The sequence below is a fragment of the Candidatus Accumulibacter phosphatis genome, from assembly GCF_012939955.1.
GTDB lineage: Bacteria > Pseudomonadota > Gammaproteobacteria > Burkholderiales > Rhodocyclaceae > Accumulibacter > Accumulibacter delftensis.
In genome coordinates, this window is sequence record NZ_SPMY01000013.1 from 21306 (window position 1) to 43132 (window position 21827).

16 protein-coding genes and 1 pseudogene are annotated in these 21827 nt (G+C 63.6%); 13 read left to right on the top strand and 4 right to left on the bottom strand.

What is annotated here, in order from left to right:
* The first annotated feature begins 17 nt into the window (after positions 1 to 17).
* On the top strand, positions 18 to 2600 hold the full coding sequence (locus E4Q23_RS04790; protein WP_248595249.1) for an ABC transporter permease: 2583 nt from the start codon (positions 18 to 20) through the stop codon (positions 2598 to 2600).
* 222 nt (positions 2601 to 2822) lie between these two features.
* On the top strand, positions 2823 to 3830 hold the full coding sequence (locus tag E4Q23_RS04795) for a histidine phosphatase family protein (RefSeq protein ID WP_169065579.1): 1008 nt from the start codon (positions 2823 to 2825) through the stop codon (positions 3828 to 3830).
* Positions 3831 to 3942: 112 nt separating this feature from the next.
* On the opposite strand, the gene E4Q23_RS04800 is transcribed toward E4Q23_RS04795, so the two are convergent.
* Both E4Q23_RS04800 and E4Q23_RS04805 read right to left on the bottom strand, forming a co-directional pair.
* Positions 3943 to 5115 (bottom strand): phosphoglycerate dehydrogenase, encoded by a 1173-nt coding sequence (locus tag E4Q23_RS04800; protein ID WP_169065580.1) that lies wholly within the window; start codon positions 5113 to 5115, stop codon positions 3943 to 3945.
* A gap of 180 nt (positions 5116 to 5295) precedes the next feature.
* Positions 5296 to 6411 carry a phosphoserine transaminase gene (locus tag E4Q23_RS04805; RefSeq protein ID WP_169065581.1) on the bottom strand — a complete coding sequence of 372 codons (1116 nt, stop codon included), beginning with the start codon at positions 6409 to 6411 and terminating at the stop codon, positions 5296 to 5298.
* A gap of 311 nt (positions 6412 to 6722) precedes the next feature.
* Here E4Q23_RS04805 and E4Q23_RS04810 point away from each other — a divergent pair, with 311 nt between their 5' ends.
* The 10 genes from E4Q23_RS04810 (at position 6723) to E4Q23_RS23580 (ending at position 17929) form a co-directional block, all read left to right on the top strand.
* Positions 6723 to 8354 (top strand): sensor histidine kinase, encoded by a 1632-nt coding sequence (locus tag E4Q23_RS04810; protein ID WP_169065582.1) that lies wholly within the window; start codon positions 6723 to 6725, stop codon positions 8352 to 8354.
* Positions 8354 to 8554, top strand: coding sequence for a hypothetical protein (locus tag E4Q23_RS04815; protein ID WP_169065583.1), 201 nt, complete (start codon positions 8354 to 8356; stop codon positions 8552 to 8554). Before E4Q23_RS04810 ends, E4Q23_RS04815 begins: the two co-directional genes overlap by 1 nt.
* A gap of 2 nt (positions 8555 to 8556) precedes the next feature.
* Positions 8557 to 9006 (top strand): response regulator, encoded by a 450-nt coding sequence (locus tag E4Q23_RS04820; RefSeq protein WP_169065584.1) that lies wholly within the window; start codon positions 8557 to 8559, stop codon positions 9004 to 9006.
* A gap of 107 nt (positions 9007 to 9113) precedes the next feature.
* A complete protein-coding gene (locus E4Q23_RS04825) occupies positions 9114 to 10436 on the top strand; it encodes a diguanylate cyclase domain-containing protein (RefSeq protein WP_169065585.1) in 1323 nt (440 codons plus the stop codon).
* Between the two features lies 1 nt (position 10437).
* The gene (locus tag E4Q23_RS04830) at positions 10438 to 13527 is read left to right on the top strand and encodes an EAL domain-containing protein (RefSeq protein ID WP_248595250.1); all 3090 of its coding nucleotides are present in this window, start codon (positions 10438 to 10440) and stop codon (positions 13525 to 13527) included.
* A 228-nt stretch (positions 13528 to 13755) separates the two neighbouring features.
* Positions 13756 to 14442 (top strand): tRNA (adenosine(37)-N6)-threonylcarbamoyltransferase complex dimerization subunit type 1 TsaB, encoded by a 687-nt coding sequence (tsaB, locus tag E4Q23_RS04835; RefSeq protein ID WP_169065586.1) that lies wholly within the window; start codon positions 13756 to 13758, stop codon positions 14440 to 14442.
* Complete coding sequence (gene rimI, locus E4Q23_RS04840; RefSeq protein WP_291996051.1) at positions 14439 to 14915, top strand: ribosomal protein S18-alanine N-acetyltransferase; 477 nt, start codon at positions 14439 to 14441, stop codon at positions 14913 to 14915. Before tsaB ends, rimI begins: the two co-directional genes overlap by 4 nt.
* Entirely contained in the window at positions 14912 to 15799 is an 888-nt protein-coding gene (locus tag E4Q23_RS04845; RefSeq protein ID WP_169065587.1) for a uracil-DNA glycosylase, read from the top strand. Before rimI ends, E4Q23_RS04845 begins: the two co-directional genes overlap by 4 nt.
* A gap of 104 nt (positions 15800 to 15903) precedes the next feature.
* Entirely contained in the window at positions 15904 to 16533 is a 630-nt protein-coding gene (locus tag E4Q23_RS04850) for a LemA family protein (protein ID WP_169065588.1), read from the top strand.
* 13 nt (positions 16534 to 16546) lie between these two features.
* On the top strand, positions 16547 to 17929 hold the full coding sequence (locus tag E4Q23_RS23580; RefSeq protein WP_248595251.1) for a TPM domain-containing protein: 1383 nt from the start codon (positions 16547 to 16549) through the stop codon (positions 17927 to 17929).
* A 204-nt stretch (positions 17930 to 18133) separates the two neighbouring features.
* On the opposite strand, the gene E4Q23_RS04865 is transcribed toward E4Q23_RS23580, so the two are convergent.
* Positions 18134 to 18661 carry an Lrp/AsnC family transcriptional regulator gene (locus E4Q23_RS04865; protein ID WP_169065590.1) on the bottom strand — a complete coding sequence of 176 codons (528 nt, stop codon included), beginning with the start codon at positions 18659 to 18661 and terminating at the stop codon, positions 18134 to 18136.
* A 121-nt stretch (positions 18662 to 18782) separates the two neighbouring features.
* Between E4Q23_RS04865 and ipdC the strand changes: the two genes are divergently transcribed.
* Entirely contained in the window at positions 18783 to 20399 is a 1617-nt protein-coding gene (gene ipdC / locus E4Q23_RS04870) for an indolepyruvate/phenylpyruvate decarboxylase (protein WP_169065591.1), read from the top strand.
* Between the two features lie 142 nt (positions 20400 to 20541).
* Here the strand turns inward: ipdC and lplT are convergent.
* Positions 20542 to 21806: pseudogene (gene lplT / locus E4Q23_RS04875) on the bottom strand (lysophospholipid transporter LplT).
* Between the last annotated feature and the right edge of the window lie 21 nt (positions 21807 to 21827).

A 21827-nucleotide genomic window follows, 5' to 3' on the forward strand; every position in this document is an offset into this window, starting at 1 on the left:
GCCGAAAGCGCTGAATCTTGTACCTTGTCGGAATGAACCTCAGCTCGCTGCTTTCCTTTTCCTGGCGCATGCTGCGCCGTGACGCGCGCGGCGGCGAGTTGCGCCTGCTGGCGGCGGCGCTGGTCGTCGCCGTCGCGGCGCTGACCGCTGTCGGCTTCTTTACTGATCGCGTGCGCCAGGCGCTCGAACGCGAGTCGCACCAGTTGCTCGGCGCCGACCTGCTGTTGGTCTCCGACCAGCCGTGGCCGGCGACGTTTGCCGACGAGGCGCGCGCAGGTGGCCTGCAGGTGGCCGAAACATGGACTTTCCCGAGCATGGTCAGTCATGGCGACGCTGCCGACATGCGTTTGCAGTTGGCCGAGGTCAAAGCGGTCAGCGCCGCTTATCCCTTGCGCGGCTCGCTGCGCGTTGCGCCAGCACTGAACGTCCCTGACGCAGCGGCCGAGGGCATCCCCGCGAGCGGTGAGATCTGGATCGACGAGCGTCTGGCGTCGGCGCTGGCGGCGCGTGTCGGCGACCAGCTAAGCGTCGGGCAATCGTCACTGCGCGTTGCTGCCGTGCTGACCCTGGAACCCGATCGCGGCATCAATTTCTTCAGCGTCGCCCCGCGCTTGCTGATGAACCTCACCGATCTGCCAGCGACCGGCTTGCTGCAGGTCGGCAGCCGCGTTGGCTATCGCCTGCTGGTGGCCGGCGACGCGGCGCTCGTCAAGCGCTATCAGCTGGACATCGAAACGCGCCTGCAGCGCGGTCAGCGCATGGAAGACGCGCAGAACGGTCGGCCGGAGATTCGTACCGCGCTCGATCGGGCACAGAAGTTCCTCGGCCTCTCGGCCTTGCTGACCGTGGTGCTGGCGGCGGTGGCCGTGGCCCTTGCCGCCCGGCGCTATGTGCAGCGGCATCTCGACCCCTGTGCCGTGATGCGCTGCCTGGGGGCGACGCAGCGGCTGCTCCTGCATCTCTATCTCGGGCAGTTCGCCGTCCTCGGCCTGCTCGCCGCCGGGGCCGGCTGTGGCATCGGTTATCTGGCGCATTTCGCGCTGCACGCCTGGCTGGCGCCGTTGTTGGCGACATCGCTGCCGCCACCAGGCGGGCTACCAGTCGTGCAGGGCGTGGCGGTGGGCCTGTTGTTGCTCTTCGGTTTTGCCGTTCCGCCCCTGTTGCAGCTGAAGAAGGTGTCCACGCTGCGCGTCCTGCGCGGCGAGTTGGGAAGCCCGCAAGCCGGCTTGCTGGGTGGCTATCTGCTCGGTTTCGTGGCTCTCGCGGCGCTGATGTTCTGGATCGCCGGCGAAGTCGCGCTGGGTGCCTACGTGGTCGGTGCTTTCACTGTCGCCTTGGCCGTGTTCTCCTTGATTGCCCGTCTGGCAATCCGCCTCGCAGCGGCAGCACGCGGCGGCGCCGGCAGGTCTGGCGGCATCGGCTGGCGCTATGGTTTGGCCAGCCTCGAACGACGGGCGTCCGCCAGCGTCGTGCAAATCGTCGCCCTGGCCCTCGGTTTCATGGCCCTGATGTTGCTGACCGTGATCCGCGGCGATCTGCTCGAGGCCTGGCAGAAAGCCGTTCCGCCAGATGCGCCGAACCGTTTCGTGGTCAATATCCAGCCCGAACAGGTGGCGCCAGTGCGCGCCGTGCTGGCCGCAGGGGCCTTGTTTCCAGAGCTGGCGCCGATGGTTCGTGGACGCCTGATCCGCATCAACGGTGCCAAGGTCAGTGCCGCCGACTACAGCGACGATCGCGCCCAACGCCTGATCGAACGCGAATTCAATCTGTCGATGCGTGCCGACCTGCCCGAGGGCAACAGCGTGAGTGGCGGACGCTGGTTTTCGGCCGCTGATCTCGCGGCCGATGGCCAGGATGCTCAGGTGAAGGCCGGGGCGAATGACGAGGCCGCGGCATCGCTGGAGGAGGGGCTGGCGAGAACGCTGGGCCTGGCCGTCGGCGACCGCATCGACTTCGCAGTCGCTGGCGAGACGGTCGCCATGCGCGTGGTCGGCCTGCGCCACGTCGACTGGGACACGATGCGCGTCAATTTCTTCGTGCTGACGCCGCCGGCAGCTTTGCAGGGCTATCCGGCGAGCTGGATTACCAGCTTCCACCTGCCCACCGAGAAGGCGGAGCTGATTACGCAACTGCTGGCCGATTTTCCCAATCTGACGGTCATCGATGTCGCCGCCATTTTGCGCCAGCTGACGTCGATCATGGACCAGGTAGCGCAGGCGGTGCAGTTCATTTTTCTGTTCACGCTTGCCGCCGGGGTCATCGTTCTCTACGCGGCGCTGGCTTCGGCGGCGCAGGAGCGACGCTACGAACTGGCGGTGATGCGCGCCCTCGGCGCCCGTCGTGAGCAGCTGCGACGCGCCTTGCTGGCCGAGTTTGCAGCGGTCGGCGCGCTGGCCGGCCTGATCGCCTCGCTGGGAGCCATCGCCATCGGGCAGTTTCTGGCGCGCGAGGCCTTCAACTTCACGGTGGCGATCAATTTCTGGCTACCGCTGGCGGCCATTGTCTGCTGCGCGACCCTGGTCACTGCGGCGGGCTGGTTTGCCGCGTCGCGACTGTTGCTGACGGCCCCGCTGGAGACGCTGCGTGCCGGTAGCGCCTGAGTCAGCGGTGCACCAGCCGTGCACCAGCCTCGGCCACCCTCCGGCTGACACGGTGACACGCGCCGACGCCAGCGCAGGCTTGGCTGCTGCCGAGAGTAGTGATGCTTTTCGTTATCATGGCTGTGCCAGCGGCACGACCGCGTGGCGCTGCTCGGGGTTCGCTCGGCGACCCATTTCTTTGCCAATACGTTACCAATCGCTGCACGCAGAAGGAGTTTGAGAATGAAGGGCAAGACATTACTGGTGTTGCGACACGGGAAATCGGACTGGAGTACCGGCGAGGAGGATTTCGATCGCCCGCTGGTTGGCCGCGGTCATCTCGGCAGCAGGAAAATGGGGGCCTTGATCAGGCACCTGAAGCTGCGTCCGGATGTCGTCCTCAGTTCGCCCGCCGCGCGCGCACGGGCGACCACCGAAGCGGCTTGCCAGGCGATGGGGCTGGCGGCGAAGAAGATCAGCTGGGACGAGCGCATCTATGCCGCACCCACCGAGTTCCTGCTGGCGGCGCTGGCTGATTGCCCGCCGGGCGCCGAGCGCGTGATGCTGGTTGGACATAATCCCGGCGTGGAGGATCTGGTCGCCTACCTGGCGGAAGGCGAGCTCGACATCCCGGACGACGGCAAGGTCCTGCCGACGTCGGCGCTGGCGCAGCTGGAAGTATTTGCCGATTGGTCGAAGCTGACGCGCGGCTGCGCGACGCTGGTCGCGCTGACCCGACCCGGGCAGGTACCCGACGACCTGCCGGCCGCCGATGACGAAGACGAAGACGACCCGGAGGAGGAGGACGATAGCCGGCCCGTTCCGGACTATTTCTACACCCAGTCGGCGGTCCTTCCTTATCGCCTGCTCGACGGCAAGTTGCAGATCATGCTCATTGCCTCGCGCAAGGCGACGCGCTGGGTAATCCCGAAAGGGGTCAAGGAGCCCGAGCTGTCCTTGCGCGACTCTGCCGAAAAAGAGGCCCTGGAGGAGGCGGGTATTCGTGGCCAGCTCGACGACGAAGCGATCGGCGACTACGACTACAAGAAATGGGGTGGCGTGTGCAAGGTCACCGTCTTCCCAATGGCGGTCAGCGAAAGCGTGCCCGAAGAAGAGTGGGAGGAGAGCCACCGCGAGCGGCAATGGCTGGAGCCGAAGAAGGCCAAGCGCCTGATCGCCGAGCCGGCCTTGCGCAAACTGGTCGACACCTTGGCGAAAAAGATAGCCAAAGGGCTGGCCAAGGAACGCTGAGGATGCCCTGAAGCGGCCGCGCCGCCAGGTGGTGCCGCTGGCGGCGGCTCCTGGCGCCGGCCTGCGGGCAAGCGCGATGTTGGCCCACCAAGGCTGTCGGTGGGCCTGCCGATCAGATGACCCGGATACGGATCACGTGCTCGACCTTGGCGATGGCGCGGAGCACGTCGTCACCGGGTAGCGTTTCGACGTCCACAATGTTGAAGGCCAGTTCGGCACGGCTCTTGTTCACCATGTCGACCACATTGACCTTGTTTTCGGCGAGCACCGAGAGGACCTGACCAAGCACCCCGGGGACATTGTCGTTCGAGAAGATGATGCGCGCGGTGCCCGGGCTGCGCTCCATGCTGATCTTCGGGAAGTTGACCGAGTTCTCGATGTTGCCGTTTTCCAGGTAGTCGACAAGCTGGTTGGCGGCCATCACCGCGCAGTTCTCTTCGGATTCCTCGGTGCTGGCGCCGATGTGCGGCAGGGCGATGATCTGCGGGTGTCCAAGCAGAGAGGGTTCGGGAAAGTCACAAACATACTTGCCGAGCTTGCCGGCGGCGAGACTCTCCAGCACGGCCGCTGCGTCGACGATCGTGTCGCGCGCAAAGTTGAGCAGGACTGCGCCGGGCTTGATCGCCGCCAGGGTGTCATTGTTGATCATGTGCCGGGTGCCATCGACGGCCGGCACATGCATCGAAACGTAGTCGGAACGTGCCAGCAGCGACTGCAGGTTCTCCATGCGGCTGACCTCGTTGGAGAGGCGCCAGGCGGCGTCGATCGACAGCACCGGGTCGAAGCCGACCACTTTCATGCCCATTGCCAGGGCCATTTCGGCGACCATCGAGCCAATCGCCCCAAGGCCGACGATGCCCAGGGTCTTGCCCTTGAGCTCGTTGCCGGCAAAGCGCGATTTTTCCTTCTCCACGCGCGGCGACATTTCCGCCGGATCCTTGAGATCGGCGAGCGATTGAACGAAGTTCATGCTGTCGACGATGGCACGCGAGCTCAGCAACATGCCGGCCATGACCAGTTCCTTGACCGCATTGGCATTGGCGCCCGGGGTGTTGAAAACGACGATGCCGAGCTTGCCGTACTCGGCGACCGGCACATTGTTGACCCCCGCGCCGGCGCGCGCCACCGCCAGGAGCGACTGCGGCACTTCGATGCCTTGCAGCTTCTGACTGCGCAGGAGGAAGGCGTCGGGGTGGGCGATGTCGCTGCCGACTTCATACGCCTGACGCGGGAAACGATCGAGACCGCTGAGCGCGATCTTGTTGTAGGTTCTGACCTTGTACATGGAAGTGTCGCTCGCAATTGGAGGTTGGGTGATGAAGCTGCCCTTACTGTGAAAGTCGCGTCCGCGACTCACGAATCTCCCTTCTTCCCCCTCGGGAGAAGGGCCGGCGGAAGGGGGGGCAGTCATGATCTGCGGTATCTCGACAAATCATGACTGTTAGCCGGTTCGCGACTCCGCGGCTCAGGCCGCGACCTGCGCGTAGGCCCAGGCCAGCCACGGCATCAGCGCTTGCAGATCGGCGGTCTCGATAGTGGCCCCACACCAGATGCGGATTCCCGCCGGGGCGTCCTTGTACGAGCCGATGTCAAAAGCGACGCCTTCGCTGTCGAGCAGCTTGACCAGCTTCTTGACGCGCTCGGCGTCGAGTTCGAGACTCAGGCAGACGCTGGTGTTGGAGCGCGTTGCCGGATCCTTGGCGAGGAAGGAAATCCAGTCATTGGCGGCGACGAAATCGGCAATCACGGCGAGATTGGCTTCACTGCGGGCAATCGCTCCCTGGACGCCGCCGATGCTTTCGATCCACTGCAGGGCGTCGAGGTAATCGGCGACACACAGCATCGACGGGGTATTGATCGTCTCGCCGCGGAAAATACCTTCGTTGAGTTTGCCGCCGGAGGTCAGCCGGAAGACTTTCGGCATTGGCCACGCCGGGGTGTAGGACTCGAGGCGGGCGACGGCGCGCGGGCTCAGGATCAGCATGCCGTGCGCACCTTCGCCGCCGAGGACTTTCTGCCACGAGAAGGTCACCACGTCGAGCTTGTCCCACGGCAGATCCATGGCGAAGACGGCCGAGGTGGCGTCGCAGATCGTCAAGCCGGCGCGATCGGCCGGGATCCAGTCGCCGTTTGGCACTTTGACGCCCGAAGTCGTGCCGTTCCACGTGAACACCACGTCGTTGGAAAAATTGACCTGCGCGAAGTCGACGATATCGCCATAGTCAGCCTTGAGTGCATTCACGTCGGCAAGCTTCAACTGCTTGACGATGTCGGTGACCCAACCCGAGCCGAAGGACTCCCATGCCAGAACGTCGACGCCACGTGCGCCAAGCAGCGACCACATCGCCATCTCGACGGCGCCGGTATCTGATCCGGGAACGACGCCGACACGGTAACCCTCGGGCAGTCCGAGAATTCGCGCGGTCTCCGTACACGCCAGCGCCAGTACCTTCTTGCCAAGCGCCGAGCGGTGCGAGCGGCCGAGGGTGTCTAGCGACAGGGCATTGACGTCATAACCGGGACGCTTGCTGCACGGTCCCGACGAGAAATTGGGGTTTTTCGGTTTTGCTGTGGCTTGCATGATGGCCTCTATTCGGGAGAAGAAAACCGCTGAACACGGGCTTGGCCAAGCGCTGGCAGCCAGCGTCGAACAAGAGCGAGATTGTAACAGAGTGTCTTTTCCCAGGCAGCAGGCGCGCGCTGCTCACAGGATTGTGCGCGGGTGCGCACAAGCGGGTCTCTGCCGGCCCGGAAAATTCGCCACAATCTGGGTCGTCCTTTTCCGGCCATCGCCTAAAGAAATCTGCGCTGGTGTCGTAATAGTCTGCAGTGTACCGCCGCCGGTCCCTCTGTTCCCCGCCAGCAGACCGGTTTTCTACAGGAGTCTTCGCAATGCCCGAGATGATCGATGATGCCAACTGGCTTGCCGGCTTGCCCGCCGCGGCGTCGGTTGACCTGGCGCCCGCTGGTGAACCCTGGAAAGTGCTGTTGGTCGACGACGAGCCTGACGTGCACCCCGTTCTCCACCTGGCCCTGGACGACGTACGCATTGACGGACGTGGGCTGCGGCTATTCGATGCGCTCTCGGCGGAGGAGGCGAAACTGGCGCTGACTGCCCACCCGGACATCGCCCTGATCCTGCTCGACGTGGTCATGGAAAGCGACCGCGCCGGTCTCGATCTGGTGCGCTACATCCGCGACGAGCTGGCCCGGCGTAGTGTGCAGATCGTTCTGATTACTGGGCAAGCGGGTTACGCGCCACAGCGACAGGTGGTCAGCGACTACCAGATCGACGGCTATCTGCTCAAGTCGGAACTGAGCGCCGAGCGGATTTTCGTTGCCGTGCATTCCGCCATCCGCGCACATCGCTTGATGCGCGAGCAGGAAAGCCTCCAGGCAGACCTTCATCAGAAGGTGCAAGAGCTGGACGCGACCCTGGTGGTTCTGCGCGAGAGCGAGAGTAATTTGATCCGTGCCCAGTCGGTCGCCCATGTCGGCAGCTGGACTTACGAGCTGGGCCGCAACGAAATGCGCCTGTCGGCGGAAACCTGCCGCATCTTTGGGCTGTGCGCCGGGACGGTGGGTAGTTACCAGAGCTATCTGGCGCGCGTCCATCCGGACGACCGCGCCGCGGTCGAGGACGCGTGGCAGGCGACAATGGCCGCGGGCACGGTCTTCCAGCACGAACACCGGATCATGGTCGGCGAGACAGTGCGCCATGTTCGCCAACAGGCGGATCTGAGCCGCGCCGCCGACGGCACTCCGCTGCGTTGCCTGGGAACCACTCAGGACATCACTGAACGCAAGCAGGCCGAGGAGGAGTTGAAGCGCTCGAACGCCGAACTCGAGCAGTTCAGCTATGCCATTTCGCACGATCTGCGCCAGCCTTTGCGAATGGTCGCCAGTTACATGCAGTTGCTCGGGATCAGTCTCGCCGAGCAGCTCGACGGCGAGCAGCGCGAGCATTTCAAATTCGCCATCGACGGTGCCCGCCGCCTCGATCAGATGCTGGTTGCATTGCTCGAATACTCGCGTGTCGGTCGCTTGGGTGAGCCCCCCGCGTGGCTGGAAACGCGAGCCATCGTCGACGAAGCCCTGCTTTTCCTGCAGCCGGCGATCGCCGAGGCGCAAGCGAAGATCAGTGTGCGCGGCCATTGGCCACGCGCCTGGGTGCGTCCCGACGAGATCCTGCGCCTGCTGCAGAACCTGATCGCCAACGCCGCCAAATTCCGCCTTGCCGGGCGCTGCCCCGAGATCCGGGTGGCCAGCCGGGTGGCGCGCGGGCAGTGGTGCCTGAGCGTTGCCGACAATGGCGTCGGTATTTACCCGGGGCAGCTCGGCCGACTGTTTCAGGTATTCCAGCGCTTGCAGAGCCGCGCCAATTACGAAGGCAGTGGTGTGGGCCTGGCGCTGTGTCGCAAGATTGCCGAGCATCATGGGGGACGTATCTGGGCCGAGTCGGCGGGTGACGGGCAGGGGAGCCGCTTCTGCGTATCCTTGCCCCTCGCCGGGGATGGCGGCTGATGACCGCGGCTGAGCTGCCCGCCATGCGGCAACAACGCTATCTCGCCGCCGATCAGGCCCGTGGTACGATTGCCAGCTGCGCTGTCGAGCCGCTGCTGCAAGCACTGTTGTCGATCCTCGCCAATCGCCTCGCCGCCGCCAACGCCTTGTGCAGCATGGTCGCTGCGCACGGCCGCTGCCAGCCGCATAGAGGGAAATGAAGATGATCGGCAAACGCAGTTTCCCCTTTGTTATTCTCCTCGCCGAGGATGAGCCGGCTGACGCGCATCTGCTGAGTTTGGCATTGACCGAAAACCGCATTTGCGTCGATCTGCAGCACGTTCTTGATGGTCGTGAGGCGCTCGAGTATCTGCACCGGCAGGGTCGGCGTTTTGCCCTGGCTGTCCGTCCTGACCTGATTTTGGTCGATCTGAATATGCCGCGCATGAACGGCCGCGAGTTCCTTGCCGCGATCAAGGGCGATCCTGTCTTGTGTGACATCCCGGTCGTCGTCCTGAGTACCTCGGAAGTCGATCGCGACGTTCGCGACAGCTACCGCCTCGGTGCCGCTGGCTACATCACCAAGCCCCTCGACATCAGTGAATTCATCGTCGAGATCGGTCAACTGACCGACTACTGGCTCTCTCTGGTAAGGTTGCCCGAAAATCGATGAGCAATGAGCACTGACCAACGCGCAGCGGGCATCGCCATGATGAACATCGAGCATATGTTGCGGATCAGCCCGGCGATGCTCGACGAGGGAGAGACGGAGAGTAGCGGATGAACAAGTCGACCCGACGGCCCATCTCGATTCTGGTGATCGAAGACGATCCCGGCGATCTGGGACTGATCCGAACCAATGTGCGCCTTGCTGGCCTGCGCAGCATGGGCCAGGACGACCCCGTAATCTGGGCGTCAACACTCGCCGACGGGATGGCTGCCGCCGCGGTCAGCAAACCCGACGTGATACTGCTCGACTTGTCCTTGCCCGATTCGTCCGGAATCGCCACCGTGGAAGCGATGCGTGCGACGGCTCCCGCTGTTCCGATCATTGTCCTCACCGGTCAGGATGACCATCAACTCGCCGAGGCCGCTCTGCACGCAGGGGCGCAGGACTATCTGGCCAAGGGGCAGTTGTTCCAGCAGGATGCACTGGGACGGGCGATACGGCATGCGCTGGTTCGCCAGAAACTCGAATCACGCCTGCGCCTGTTCGACGCGGCCCTCAACGCTGTGGCCAGCGGCATCATGATCACCGACGTGACCGCGGCGATCACGTGGGCCAATCCCGCTTTTACGGAGATCACCGGCTTCACGATGTCGGAAGTCGTCGGCCGTAATCCCGGCGCGATGCTCAACTCCGGGAAGCAGGACCGGCGCTTCTACGAGGGCATGTGGCAGACCATTCTGGTCGGGCGCGTATGGACCGGCGAGCTCGTCAACCGGCGCAAGAACGGAAGCCACTTTGACGCGGCGCTGACCATTTCCCCAGTGACCGGTGGCGACGGAAATATTCACCACTTTGTCGCCGTCATGCAGGACATCTCCGCACGCAAGGCCACCGACGAGCGTGTTCAGCATCTTGCCCACCACGACCAGCTCACCGATCTGCCCAATCGCATGCTGCTCAGCGACCGTTTGTTCCAGTCGCTGGCACAGGTGCGCAGGGAGCAAGGAACATTGGCGGTGATGTTTCTCGATCTGGACGATTTCAAGCCGGTCAACGACACCCTGGGTCATGATATCGGTGATCTGCTGCTCAAGGAGGTCGCCCTGCGTCTGCGCGGCTGCGTGCCGAGGAATTCGGACACCGTTGCACGTCTCGGCGGTGACGAATTCGTGGTCCTGCTGGCGCAGATCGACCAGGCTGCCGATGCTGCAGTGGTGGCCCGCAAAATCCTCACGGCGGTCATGCGTCCGTTCGTTATCGGTCCGCACCACATCACGATCTCGACGAGCATCGGCATCGCCGTCTATCCGCAGCACGGCGACGAGGTCAGTGGGCTGTTGAAGAACGCTGATACGGCGATGTACCACGCCAAGAAAGCAGGTCGTGGCTGCTACCGTTTCTTCCGCGAACTCGCTGAAACGACAAGGGCTTAACTTGGCCGACACGCAGCGACAGGCTGACCCCCCGGACATTCGCCGAGCGCCATCGGCAAACGGTGGGGAGGGGCCGTTCTCGCGCTTGCTCGAACAAGACGATGAACAGCCACGGAGCTGGCTTCCTTCGCTAAGCTTCCTCAAGTACACCGCCTGGGCCATTGTTCTTGCGGCAGCATGCATGCTGCTGACCATGCTGCTGCTCATTCCGGATCAGCCCCGGCGGGCTGTTGGGCCAGCAGCCATGGTGCTGCTGGCAAGCACTGCCTTGTGGCTGCTCAACAGCGGTCGGGTGCGCGCTGCGCTGGCGGCATTGATCTGGGGCATGTGGTTGGCCGTGACCGTCCTCTCGCCGTTCTTCGGGGGAGTCCGGGCGTTGCCGATAATTGCCTACCCGGTGCTGATTCTAATGGGTGGTTGGCTGCTGGGCACACGCACGGCAGTCGTTCTCGCGGCCCTGACGGCGACCGTGATTATTGGCTTTGTGGCGGCCGATCTCTCGGCACTGCTGCCGCCCCAGCCGCCAACGCCAAGCATCCTCTACGGCCTGGTGCAGATCACCTGCGTCGTCGTGGCGATGCTGTTGATCATCTTCCTGACGCGCTCGTACCGGCAACGCATTGATGACGTGCGCCGATTGGGCAGCGATCTGGCACAGCGTACCGCCGAGGTCCAGGGCAGCAAAGCCGAGCTCGAGCGCGCGCAGGCGGTCGCCCGGGTTGGTAGCTGGGTCATCGACCTGGGCAGCGGTCAGATCAGAATGTCCGCCGAGACCTGCCGCATCTTTGCCGTTCCCGAAGGCACAATCGGCAGCATTGAAGCGTTCATGGCGCGGGTGCATGTCGATGATCGCCAGGCGCTGCAGCAAGCCAGCGAAAAGGCCTTGGCGGGGAAACCCAGCGCCGTTGAGTTGCGCATCGTGGTCGCTGCGTCGGAGCGCTGGATCGCACAGCACGCCGAGGTCGAGTTCGACGACACCGGCAAACCGCTGCGCAGTGTCGGTACGACCCAGGACATTACCGAGCGCAAGGAGCTGGAAGCCAGCCTGCGTGAGCAACGCGAGTTCTTTCGACTGATTTCGGAGAGTATCGGCGAACACATCGCGGTCCTCGATCTCGAAGGGCGACGGCTCTACAACAGTCCTTCGTATCGGCAGTTCTTTGGCGCTAACAGAGACTTGCTGGGCAGCGATTCATTCGCCGACGTCCATCCGGATGATCGTCAGCGGGTGATCGAAGCGTTCAGGCTGACGGCAAGGACCGGCGTTGGCCAGGAACTACAGTACCGTCTGATGCACCACGACGGCACCGTTCGGCACATGGCGTCGGCCGGAAAAGTGATCAACGACAAGAGCGGTCAGGTGAGCCGCGTGGTCGTCGTATCGCACGACGTGACCGACAAGAAGCAGGCCGAGCAACAGGAGCGGATTGCCGCAACGGCCTTCGAGTCGCAGCAGGGGATGTTCATCACCGATGCCTTCGGCGTCATTTTGCGCGTCAATCAGGCGTTTACCGAGATCACCGGCTACAGCGCTGACGACTGTGTCGGGCGGACGCCCAAACTGCTCAGTTCGGGCCGCCACAAGGCGACCTTCTATGCGGCGATGCGCGACACGCTCGAGCGCACGGGAACCTGGCAGGGCGAGATCTGGAACCGCCGCAAGAATGGCGAGATCTACCCCGAATGGCTGACCATTTCGGCAGTCAGGGACAGCGACGAGCAAGTGACCAATTACGTGTCCACGCTGACCGACATCACCATGCGCAAGGCGGACCAGGAGGAGATTCGGCATCTCGCCTTCTACGACGCACTGACCGGCCTGCCCAACCGCCGCCTGCTGCACGACCGTCTGCGCCAGGCGCTGGCGGCCAGCGCGCGCAGGGGCCGGCAAGGTGCTCTGCTGTTCATCGACCTCGACAACTTCAAGATGCTCAACGACACCCTCGGGCACGACATGGGCGATCACCTCCTGCAGCAGGTTGGCAAACGGCTGAAGGCCTGCGTTCGCGAACGCGACACCGTTGCCCGCCTGGGTGGTGACGAGTTTGTCGTCATGCTCGAGGATCTTGGCCAGCGTGCGCAGGAAGCCGTTGCTCAGAGTAGCCACATCGGCGAGAAAATCCTCGCCGCGCTCTACTGCCCCTACGATCTGGACGGCCATGAGTATCACAATACGGCGAGCGTTGGCATCACCCTGTTTGGGAGCGCGCACCACGGCGTCGACGAACTGATGAAGCGGGCGGATCTGGCGATGTACGAAGCCAAGAACAAGGGCCGCAATACCTTGCGCTTCTTTGATCCGCAAATGCAGGCGGTGGTGACTGAGCGTGCCAGCCTTGAGAGAGACTTGCGCGAAGCGCTGCAAAAGCGGCAGTTGCTCCTTTTCTACCAGCCGCAGGTGGATGCCGCCGGCGCCGTCATCGGCGCTGAAGCGCTGCTTCGCTGGCGGCATCAGCAGCGTGGCTTCGTCTCACCGGCCGAGTTCATTCCCCTCGCCGAGGAAACAGGGCTGATTCTGCCACTGGGCCTGTGGGTGCTGGAAACCGCCTGCGCACAGTTGGCAGTCTGGGCGGCGCAGCCGGGACGAGAGCAGTTGACGGTTTCGGTCAACGTCAGTGCGCGGCAGTTCCGGCAGCCGAACTTCGTCGACCAGGTACTGGCCGTTCTGGCCAGCAGCGGCGCGAATCCACGGCAGCTGAAGCTCGAACTGACCGAAAGCATGTTGCTCGACAACGTCCAGGAAATGATCGTCAAGATGAGCACCCTGAAAAGCCACGGTGTCGGTTTTTCGCTGGACGATTTCGGCACCGGCTACTCGTCGCTGTCGTACCTGAAGCGCCTGCCGCTCGATCAGTTGAAGATCGACCAGTCCTTTGTGCGGGATTTGCTCACCGATCCCAATGACGAGGTGATCGCGCGCACGATTATCGCGCTGGCCAGCACGCTTGGCCTGGCGGTGATCGCCGAGGGTGTGGAAACGATCGAGCAACGCGACGCGCTGGCGGCGCAGGGCTGCCACGCCTATCAAGGCTACCTCTTCAGCCGGCCGCTACCGGTGGCCGATTTCGACGCCTTCCTGAGGGGCTCGTAAGGCAAGCGGGTGCGATTCCCGGCGCGCACATTAACGGTCATGACACGTGGAGACACCCCAAATCATGAAAGTCATGACCGTTTCCCTCTTCCCCTGCCCGTTCTCCCGCAAGGGAGAAGGGAGTTTCGTGAGTCGCTTGCGCGACTTTCACATTAAGCGAAGCAAACGGGCATCGGCAGTGCGCCACGCCGTGCGACTCAGGCGACGTCGGCGAGCAGTGCGAGTAAAATGCGCGCCATGAATCTGCTTGCTATCGAGACCTCGACCGAGCTTGGCAGCATCGCCCTGTGGCGCGAGGGCGAGCTGTTGCGCCGTGCTTGCCCGATCGGCGTTGCGCACTCTGAAACGCTGCTGCCGCTGATCCGGGCGACGCTGCACGAAGCGGGGCTGCGCCTTGCCGACTTGAACGCGATCGCCTTTGCGGCCGGCCCCGGCTCGTTTACCGGTCTGCGGGTCGCCTGCGGTGTCGCGCAGGGGCTGGCCGTTGCCCATCAGCTGCCGGTCGTTCCGGTTGGCACCCTCGAGGCGATGGCCTTGAGCAGCGCGGGCCAGCGCGTCATCGTCGTGCTCGACGCACGCATGGGCGAGGTCTATTACGCTTGCTATGCGGATGGCGTGGCCTTGGCGACGGTCGCTGTCGCTCATCCGTCGGCTCTGCCGCTTCCGGAGTCCACCGGCTGGCTGGCGTGTGGCAATGGACTGAAGGCGTATCCGCTCTTGCGCGAGCGTCTGGCGCCGTACGTGCAGGAGTGGCAGCCGGAATTGATGCCCGACGCGGGGGCTGTGGCACGCATCGCCGCGCTACGCCTGGCGCGCGGGGAGATGGTCGACGCGGCCGACGCGGCGCCGCTGTATGTGCGCAACAAAGTGGCGCAGACGGTGGCCGAGCGCCTGGCCAATGGTGGCAAGGCGTGAACGCGGTGCTGGCGGCACAGGTGGAGGTACTGCCGCTGAGGCATGGCGATATCGACGAAATGCTGGCCGTCGAGCAGCGCATTTATCCGTTTCCCTGGACGCGCGGCAACTTCGTTGATTCAATCGCCGCCGGCTACAGTGTCTGGGGCTGCCGACTCGCCGCCGAACTGATCGGCTATTTCGTGGTGATGTTGGCGGTGGATGAAGCGCACCTGCTCAACCTGAGTGTCAGCGAGAAATGGCAAGGAGCGGGTTTTGGCGCGCATCTGCTGCGCCACGCCATTGCTTCGGCGCGTCGGGCCGGAGCGACAGTGCTGTTGCTCGAAGTGCGGCCGTCAAACGCCAGGGCCCTGGCTCTCTATCAGCATTTTGGATTTCAGCAGATCGGCGTACGGCGCGGCTACTACGCGGCCGAAGCCGGACGCGAAGACGCGCTGGTACTGCAGCACATCCTTGAAGAGGTCTCGGCATGAGCGACGGAAATCCTCACGGCACGGGTTTGACGCGCCGGCAGTTGTTGCACGAGATGGGCCTGTCGTCGCAGTGGCGGCTGCGCGAGCAAGCGCTGGCGGGGCGAGCAGGCAAGGCAGCGCTCGCTCCACCGCCAACTGCGATTCTGGCCGTGGCAGGCGACGCGACAGCGGCGGTTGAGGTGTTTGAAGTGGTCGAGGCGGTCGAGGCGGTCGAGGTGCTCGCCCCAGCGCCGGTCGCCAGTAGTGCGGCGCTGCCGGCCGTCGACCGGGAGCAGCAGATTGCGCGTCTGGACTGGGACGGATTGCGGCACAGCGTTGCCGAGTGTCGCGCCTGCGGCCTTTGCGAGGAGCGTCGGCAGGCGGTACTTGGCGTTGGCGACAGGCGTGCCGAGTGGTTGTTCATCGGCGAGGGCCCGGGGGTCGAGGAAGACGCTCGCGGCGAGCCCTTTGTCGGACCCGCCGGCCAACTTCTCGATGCCATGCTCGCGGCGATCGACTTGCAGCGCGGCGAGAACGTCTACATAGCCAACGCCGTGAAGTGTCGCCCACCCGGCAATCGTACGCCGGAGAGCGCCGAGATCGCCACCTGTGCGCCCTATCTGCGGCGCCAGATCGCGCTGATCCAGCCACGTCTGATCGTTCTCCTGGGGCGGGCGGCGGCGAATGCCGTGCTCGGCGATAGCGGTTCGCTGGCCAGCATGCGCGGCAAGACCTTCGAGTATCGGGATGCGGACAATGCCGAAACGGCGATCCCGGTCCTGGTCAGCTATCATCCGGCCTATCTCTTGCGCACCTTGCAAGACAAGGCCAAGGCCTGGGAGGATCTGTGCCGGGCGCGGATGTTGATGCGCGCCGCCACGACTCCTGCTTCTCTACCGGCCTAACGATCATGACCGGAATCGTTCGACGGGCGGGGAGGGTAGGGAGCACACCCCCGAATTCCACGCCTTGGTCTTCAGTCTGTCTATTCCCGTAAAAGGAAACCGTCATGCGCATTCGTTTTCTGGCTGTCCTCGTCCTGCTTGCCAGCCTGCTCTCGGGCTGCGGCTACAACACCTTTCAGAGCGCTGACGAGGCGGTGAAGTCGGCCTGGTCGGAAGTCATCAACCAGTATCAGCGGCGAGCCGACCTGGTTCCCAACCTGGTCAGCACCGTACAGGGCTACGCCAGCCACGAGAAGGAAGTCTTCACGCAGGTGACACAGGCGCGGGCGCAGGTGGGCGGTATTCAGGCAACGCCGGAATTGGTCAATGATCCGGCTGCCTTTGCCAAATTCCAGCAGGCGCAGGCCGGCTTGTCCAGCGCCCTGTCGCGGCTGCTGGTGGTCGCCGAGAATTATCCGCAACTGAAGGCGGACGCCGCTTTCCGTGACCTGCAGGCGCAGCTCGAAGGAACCGAGAATCGGATTACGGTGGCGCGCAATCGCTACATCAAGGCGGTCGAGGGCTACAACGTCTCGGTGCGCACTTTTCCGAACAATCTGACGGCGATGATTTTTGGCTACGCGGTCAAGCCGAACTTCACGGTCGACAACGAGAAAGCAATCTCGACGGCCCCGAAAGTTGATTTTTCGGCGCCACTGGGTGCCGGCAAGCCTGCGCCGGCAGGCGTGAACTAAGGTCTGTCGAGCAATGTCCCGTCTACCTGCCTCCTGCCTGCCAGGCTGGCTGCTGAGCCTGTTCTTGCTGTTTGGCGCCGCTTTTGCCGCTGGCGCAGAGCAGGCGATACCGGTGCTGGCGGCGCCGGTCACCGACCTGACCGGCACGCTGACCGGCGAGCAAAGGGCCGCGCTCGACGGCAAGCTGGCAGCGCTCGATCGTCAGAAAGGGGCGCAGATCGCAGTCCTGATCGTCGCCTCGGTCAAACCCGAGGCCATCGAGCAGTACGCGCTGCGCGTCGCCGAGGCCTGGAAACTGGGTCGCCAGGGAATCGACGACGGCGCCTTGTTGCTGATCGCCAAGGAGGACCGACGCCTGCGTATCGAAGTGGGCTACGGCCTCGAGGGCGCGCTCAATGACGCGACTGCGAAACGCATCATCAGCGAGCTCATCACGCCGCGCTTCAAGCAGGGGGATTTTTACGGCGGCGTTGATGCCGGCATCGAGGCGATGCTCAAGGTCGTCGCCGGCGAGCCCTTGCCGGCTCCCGTCGCGCGCGCGTCCAAGTCCGACAGCGGCGACCGTTTCGAGACCCTGCTCTTTGCCGGCTTTATCCTGGTGTTTGTCGTTGGCGCTATGCTGCGCGCCATTTTCGGGCGTTTTCTGGCGGCCGGGATGGTTGCTGCCGCCGCTGGCGTGATTGCCTCCTTCTTGCTCTCGTCGCTGCTGGTCGCGGCGATCATCGCCGTCGTCGCCTTCTTCGTTTCGCTGCTGGTCGGTATCGCCGGCGCTCGGGGGGGGAATTCCGGGCGGCGTGTCGTGGGGTGGTCGGCGAGGGGGCGGGAGTGGCAGGGGCGGCGGTGGCTTTTCAGGCGGTGGTGGGGGTTTTGGTGGCGGCGGCGCTTCGGGGGGCTGGTGATGGAATTGACAAGACTGCTGCGCCACACGATCCTGCCCGACTGGTGGGTCCGGCGCGTGTTTTCGCGACCCCTGTTGCAACGGCTCGAAAGCGTGATCGCGACTTCCGAGTCAGTGCATCTTGGCGAATTGCGGCTGGTGGTTGAAGGCAATCTCTCGCTGCCCGACCTCTGGCGCGGGCAGACGCCGCGGCTGCGGGCGATCGATCTGTTTTCGCAGCTGCGTGTGTGGGATACGGAGCACAACAGCGGCGTACTGGTCTATTTGCAACTGATCGACCGGCGGGTCGAGGTCGTCGCTGACCGGGGCATCGATCGCCGCGTCGGTCGGCCGTTCTGGGATGCGGTCTGCCGGCAGATGGAAGACGCCTTCCGCGCCGGGGATTTCGAGAACGGTGTGCTGCTGGCGCTGACAACGATTACCGAAGCCTTGCGTGAGCACTTCCCGGCGCCGGGCGACAACGCCAACGAGCTGCCCAATGCGCCGCTGCTGCTTTAGGCGATTTCTGTAAAAGAACAGTCCGTCCCTTTCCGGCAATCGTCTTAGGCGATTGCCGGAAAAGAACGTACCAGATTGCGCCGGATTTTCGGTCGGCTTCAAGGCGCGACAACAGGCACATAGTCGAACTATGTAACTGTTGTCGCAACACAGAAGACGGGCGAAAAGACAAGCAAGATGGTATGTTCTTTGACAGAAATCGCCTTAGTTCTCGGCGTCGGCGTAGCGGACGCGCTGGCGGGGCTTGCTGGGCTGTGTCAGGTGACCGAGCGGCAGGACGTGCGTCTGTTTGACATTTTGCAGGGCGATGCTGGTCTTGATGCGCGCGACACCGGGCAGGCAGAGCAGGCTTTTCATCATCAGTTCGGAAAACGAAGCCAGATCTGGAACGAGGATACGCAGCATGTAGTCGGCGTCGCCACTGATCGAGTAGCAATCGATGACTTCCGGCATTGCCGCTACTGCGCTTTCAAAGGTTTCGCTGGCGCTGTCGCCATGGCTCTCGAGGATCACCTGCGCAAAGGCAGTGACGCCAAGGCCGAGTGCAGCGGGGGCGAGCAAAGCGACGTAGCCGGCGATGATGCCGTCTTCTTCGAGCCGCTGGATGCGACGGCTGATCTGCGACGCGGACAGCTTGATCTGCTCGCCGAGAGTTGCGTTGGTGGCGTTGCCTTTCCTCTGTAGTGCGTCGAGAAGTGCAAGATCGTAGCGGTCGATGGTGATCTTTGACATGAATTGCCCAATCTATGCATGAAGTGTGCGCATTATAAGGATGTCCGGAAAAATATCCAACACTTCATGCGTGCTGTTGCGGTCATCAGTATTATCTTGTGACGACATCGGAGACCTGCTCATGAACCTCACCGAATCCCTGCTGCTGGCTCTCAAGGCGCACGGCGCCCGCCAGATCTTCGGCATCCCTGGCGATTTCGCGCTGCCCTTCTTCAAGATCATCGAGGAGTCGCAGATCTTGCCACTGTACACCCTGTCGCACGAACCCGGCGTTGGCTTCGCGGCCGATGCTGCGGCGCGCATCCTCGGTGGGCTTGGCGTCGCGGCGGTGACCTACGGCGCTGGCGCGCTGAACATGGTCAACCCGGTGGCGGCAGCGTACGCGGAAAAGTCGCCGCTAGTGGTCCTCTCCGGTGGGCCCGGCAAGAACGAGTCGAGGGCCGGGCTGCTCTTGCACCATCAGGCCAAGACGCTCGACTCGCAGTTCCAGATCTTCCGGGAAATCACTTGCGACCAGGTACGACTCGACGATGCCGAGCGGGCGCCGAGTGACATCGCGCGCGTGCTCGCCAATTGTCGGCGCTACTCGCGGCCGGTATACATCGAACTGCCGCGGGACATGGTCGCTCAGGCCTGTGCGTCGGTAGTGGCGATGCCCGCTGCGGCGGTCGACGACGAGGCGCTCGATGCCTGCGTCGAGGAAATTCGCGCGCGCCTGCAGCGCGCGAGCAGGCCGGCCTTGATGGTTGGCGTCGAGGTGCGCCGCTTTGGGCTCGAGGCGCGCGTCGCCGAACTGGCACGCCGTCTGGAACTCCCGGTGGTCACCAGTTTCATGGGGCGCGGCCTCCTGGCGGACGCCGATGCGCCACTGCTCGGTACCTACATGGGGGTTGCCGGCCTGCCCGAGGTGACCGAACTGGTTGAGACCTCGGATGGCCTGTTCCTGCTCGGGGTGATCGTCTGCGACACCAACTTTGGTGTTTCGGCGAGCAAGATCGATCTGCGCAAGACGATCCAGGCGCTCGATGAGCAGGTGACCATCGGCTACCATAGCTATGCGCAGATTCCCCTTACGGCGCTGGTCGATCGTCTGCTCGACAGGGTTCCTGCCGCGTCGCGCAGCTATTCGCTAGCGGCGCACAGCTTCCCGTGCAAGATGCTTGCCGATCAGGCGCCGTTGACGCCGACCGATATCGCCGCCGCGGTCAATGATCTCATGGCCGAGCACGGCAAGTTGCCGATTGCCTCGGACATCGGTGACTGCCTGTTCACCGCCATGGACATCGAACACACGGCGCTGGTCGCGCCGGGCTACTACGCGACGATGGGCTTCGGGGTACCGGCCGGACTGGGCTTGCAGGCGGCAACCGGGCAACGGCCGCTGATCCTGGTCGGTGACGGGGCTTTCCAGATGACCGGCTGGGAACTCGGCAACTGCCAGCGCTATGGTTGGGATCCGATCGTGCTGCTGTTCAACAACGCCAGTTGGGAAATGCTGCGCACTTTCCAGCCGGAGTCCCGGTTCAACGACCTCGGGCACTGGGGGTTTGCCGAAATGGCGGCCGGACTTGGCGGTGACGGGCAGCGGGTGGGCAGCCGCGCCGCATTGAAAGCCGCGCTTGACAAGGCGGTGGCGACGCGTGGTCGCTTTCAGCTGATCGAGTTGAGCATTCCGCGCGGTGTCCTGTCGGCAACACTGACGCGCTTCGTTGCCGGCGTAAAGAAGCTCAACGCGTGAAGTAGAGTGGCTTTCTGTGTAAGTCGCGCACGCGACTCACGAACCTCCCTTCTCCCTCTGCGGGAGAAGGGCCGGGGGCGGTAAGAAGTGGTCTGGGCAGCGAAGGGTGGCTGTGCTGCTGCGGCCCGGCGCGTCAATTAATTCAGTGCGCGCTATCGTCGAGGTGAATCACATCATCATGCTGCCGTTGGTTGGCCTGGTGACGGACTTTGACGAGGAACATTGAGGTGCTGAGGAAGAGGCCAAAAAGCGTGATCACCAGGTAGATCGACATCTCCGAGCGAATCATTACGTAGTAGATCCCGGTCATCGCCAGGATCGACAGGTTCTCGTTGAAGTTCTGTACCGCGATCGAGTGGCCGGCTCCCATCAGGATGTGGCCACGGTGCTGCAGCAGGGCGTTCATTGGCACCACGAAGAAGCCGGAGAGGGCGCCGATCAGGATCAGCAGCGGTACCGCCAGCCAGGTGTGGTGCACGAAGTTCATCACCATGACGATGATGCCCATGGCAATGCCCAGCGGAATTACCCGCACCGCTTTGCGCAAGGTGATCATTCGTGCGGCGCCGACGGCGCCGAGCGCGACCCCGACCGCAACCACCCCCTGCAGCATGCTCGACTTCGAGAGGTCGAGTTGCAGGGCGCTTTCCGACCACTTGATGACGATGAACTGGAGGGTGGCGCCGGCACCCCAGAAGAGAGTGGTGACGGCCAGCGAGATCTGGCCGAGGCGGTCTCGCCAGAGCAGGAGCAGGCAATGGTTGAATTCGCGCAGCAGGTACAAGGGGTTTTTGTGCAGCACGCGGTGGTCGACGCCGGTATCGGGGATGTAGAGGTTGAAGAGCGAGGCGAGGACGTAGAAAACGGCAACAAAACAGATCGCCATTTCGCCAACCGTATCGACGCCGGCGTTGAGCAGCGGAAAATCCAGGCTCAGTAGGGCCTCGGCGATGTCCGGTCGGATCAACAGGCCGCCGATGACGACGCCGAGAATGATGGCGCCGACGGTCAATCCTTCGATCCAGCCGTTGGCGACGACCAGCAGACGGTGCGGCAGGTATTCGGTCAGGATGCCGTACTTGGCCGGCGAGTATGCGGCCGCACCGAGACCCACCACCGCATAGGCCAGCAGGGGGTGCACCTGCCAGTACATCATCGCGCAGCCGACGATCTTGATGGCATTGCTGATGAACATCACCCGCCACTTCGGCATCGAGTCGGCAAAAGCGCCGACGAAGGCGGCGAGGAGCACGTAAGAGACCGTAAAAAAAAGTCTTCAGCAGCGGCTCATATTCGCTCGGCGCCTGCATGTCGCGCAGCAGCGAGATGGCTACAATGAGCAGGACATTGTCGGCCAGCGCGGAAAAAAAACTGCGCGGCCATGATGATGTAGAAACCGAAGGGCATTGAGCGTTCTGGAAGGGCTGT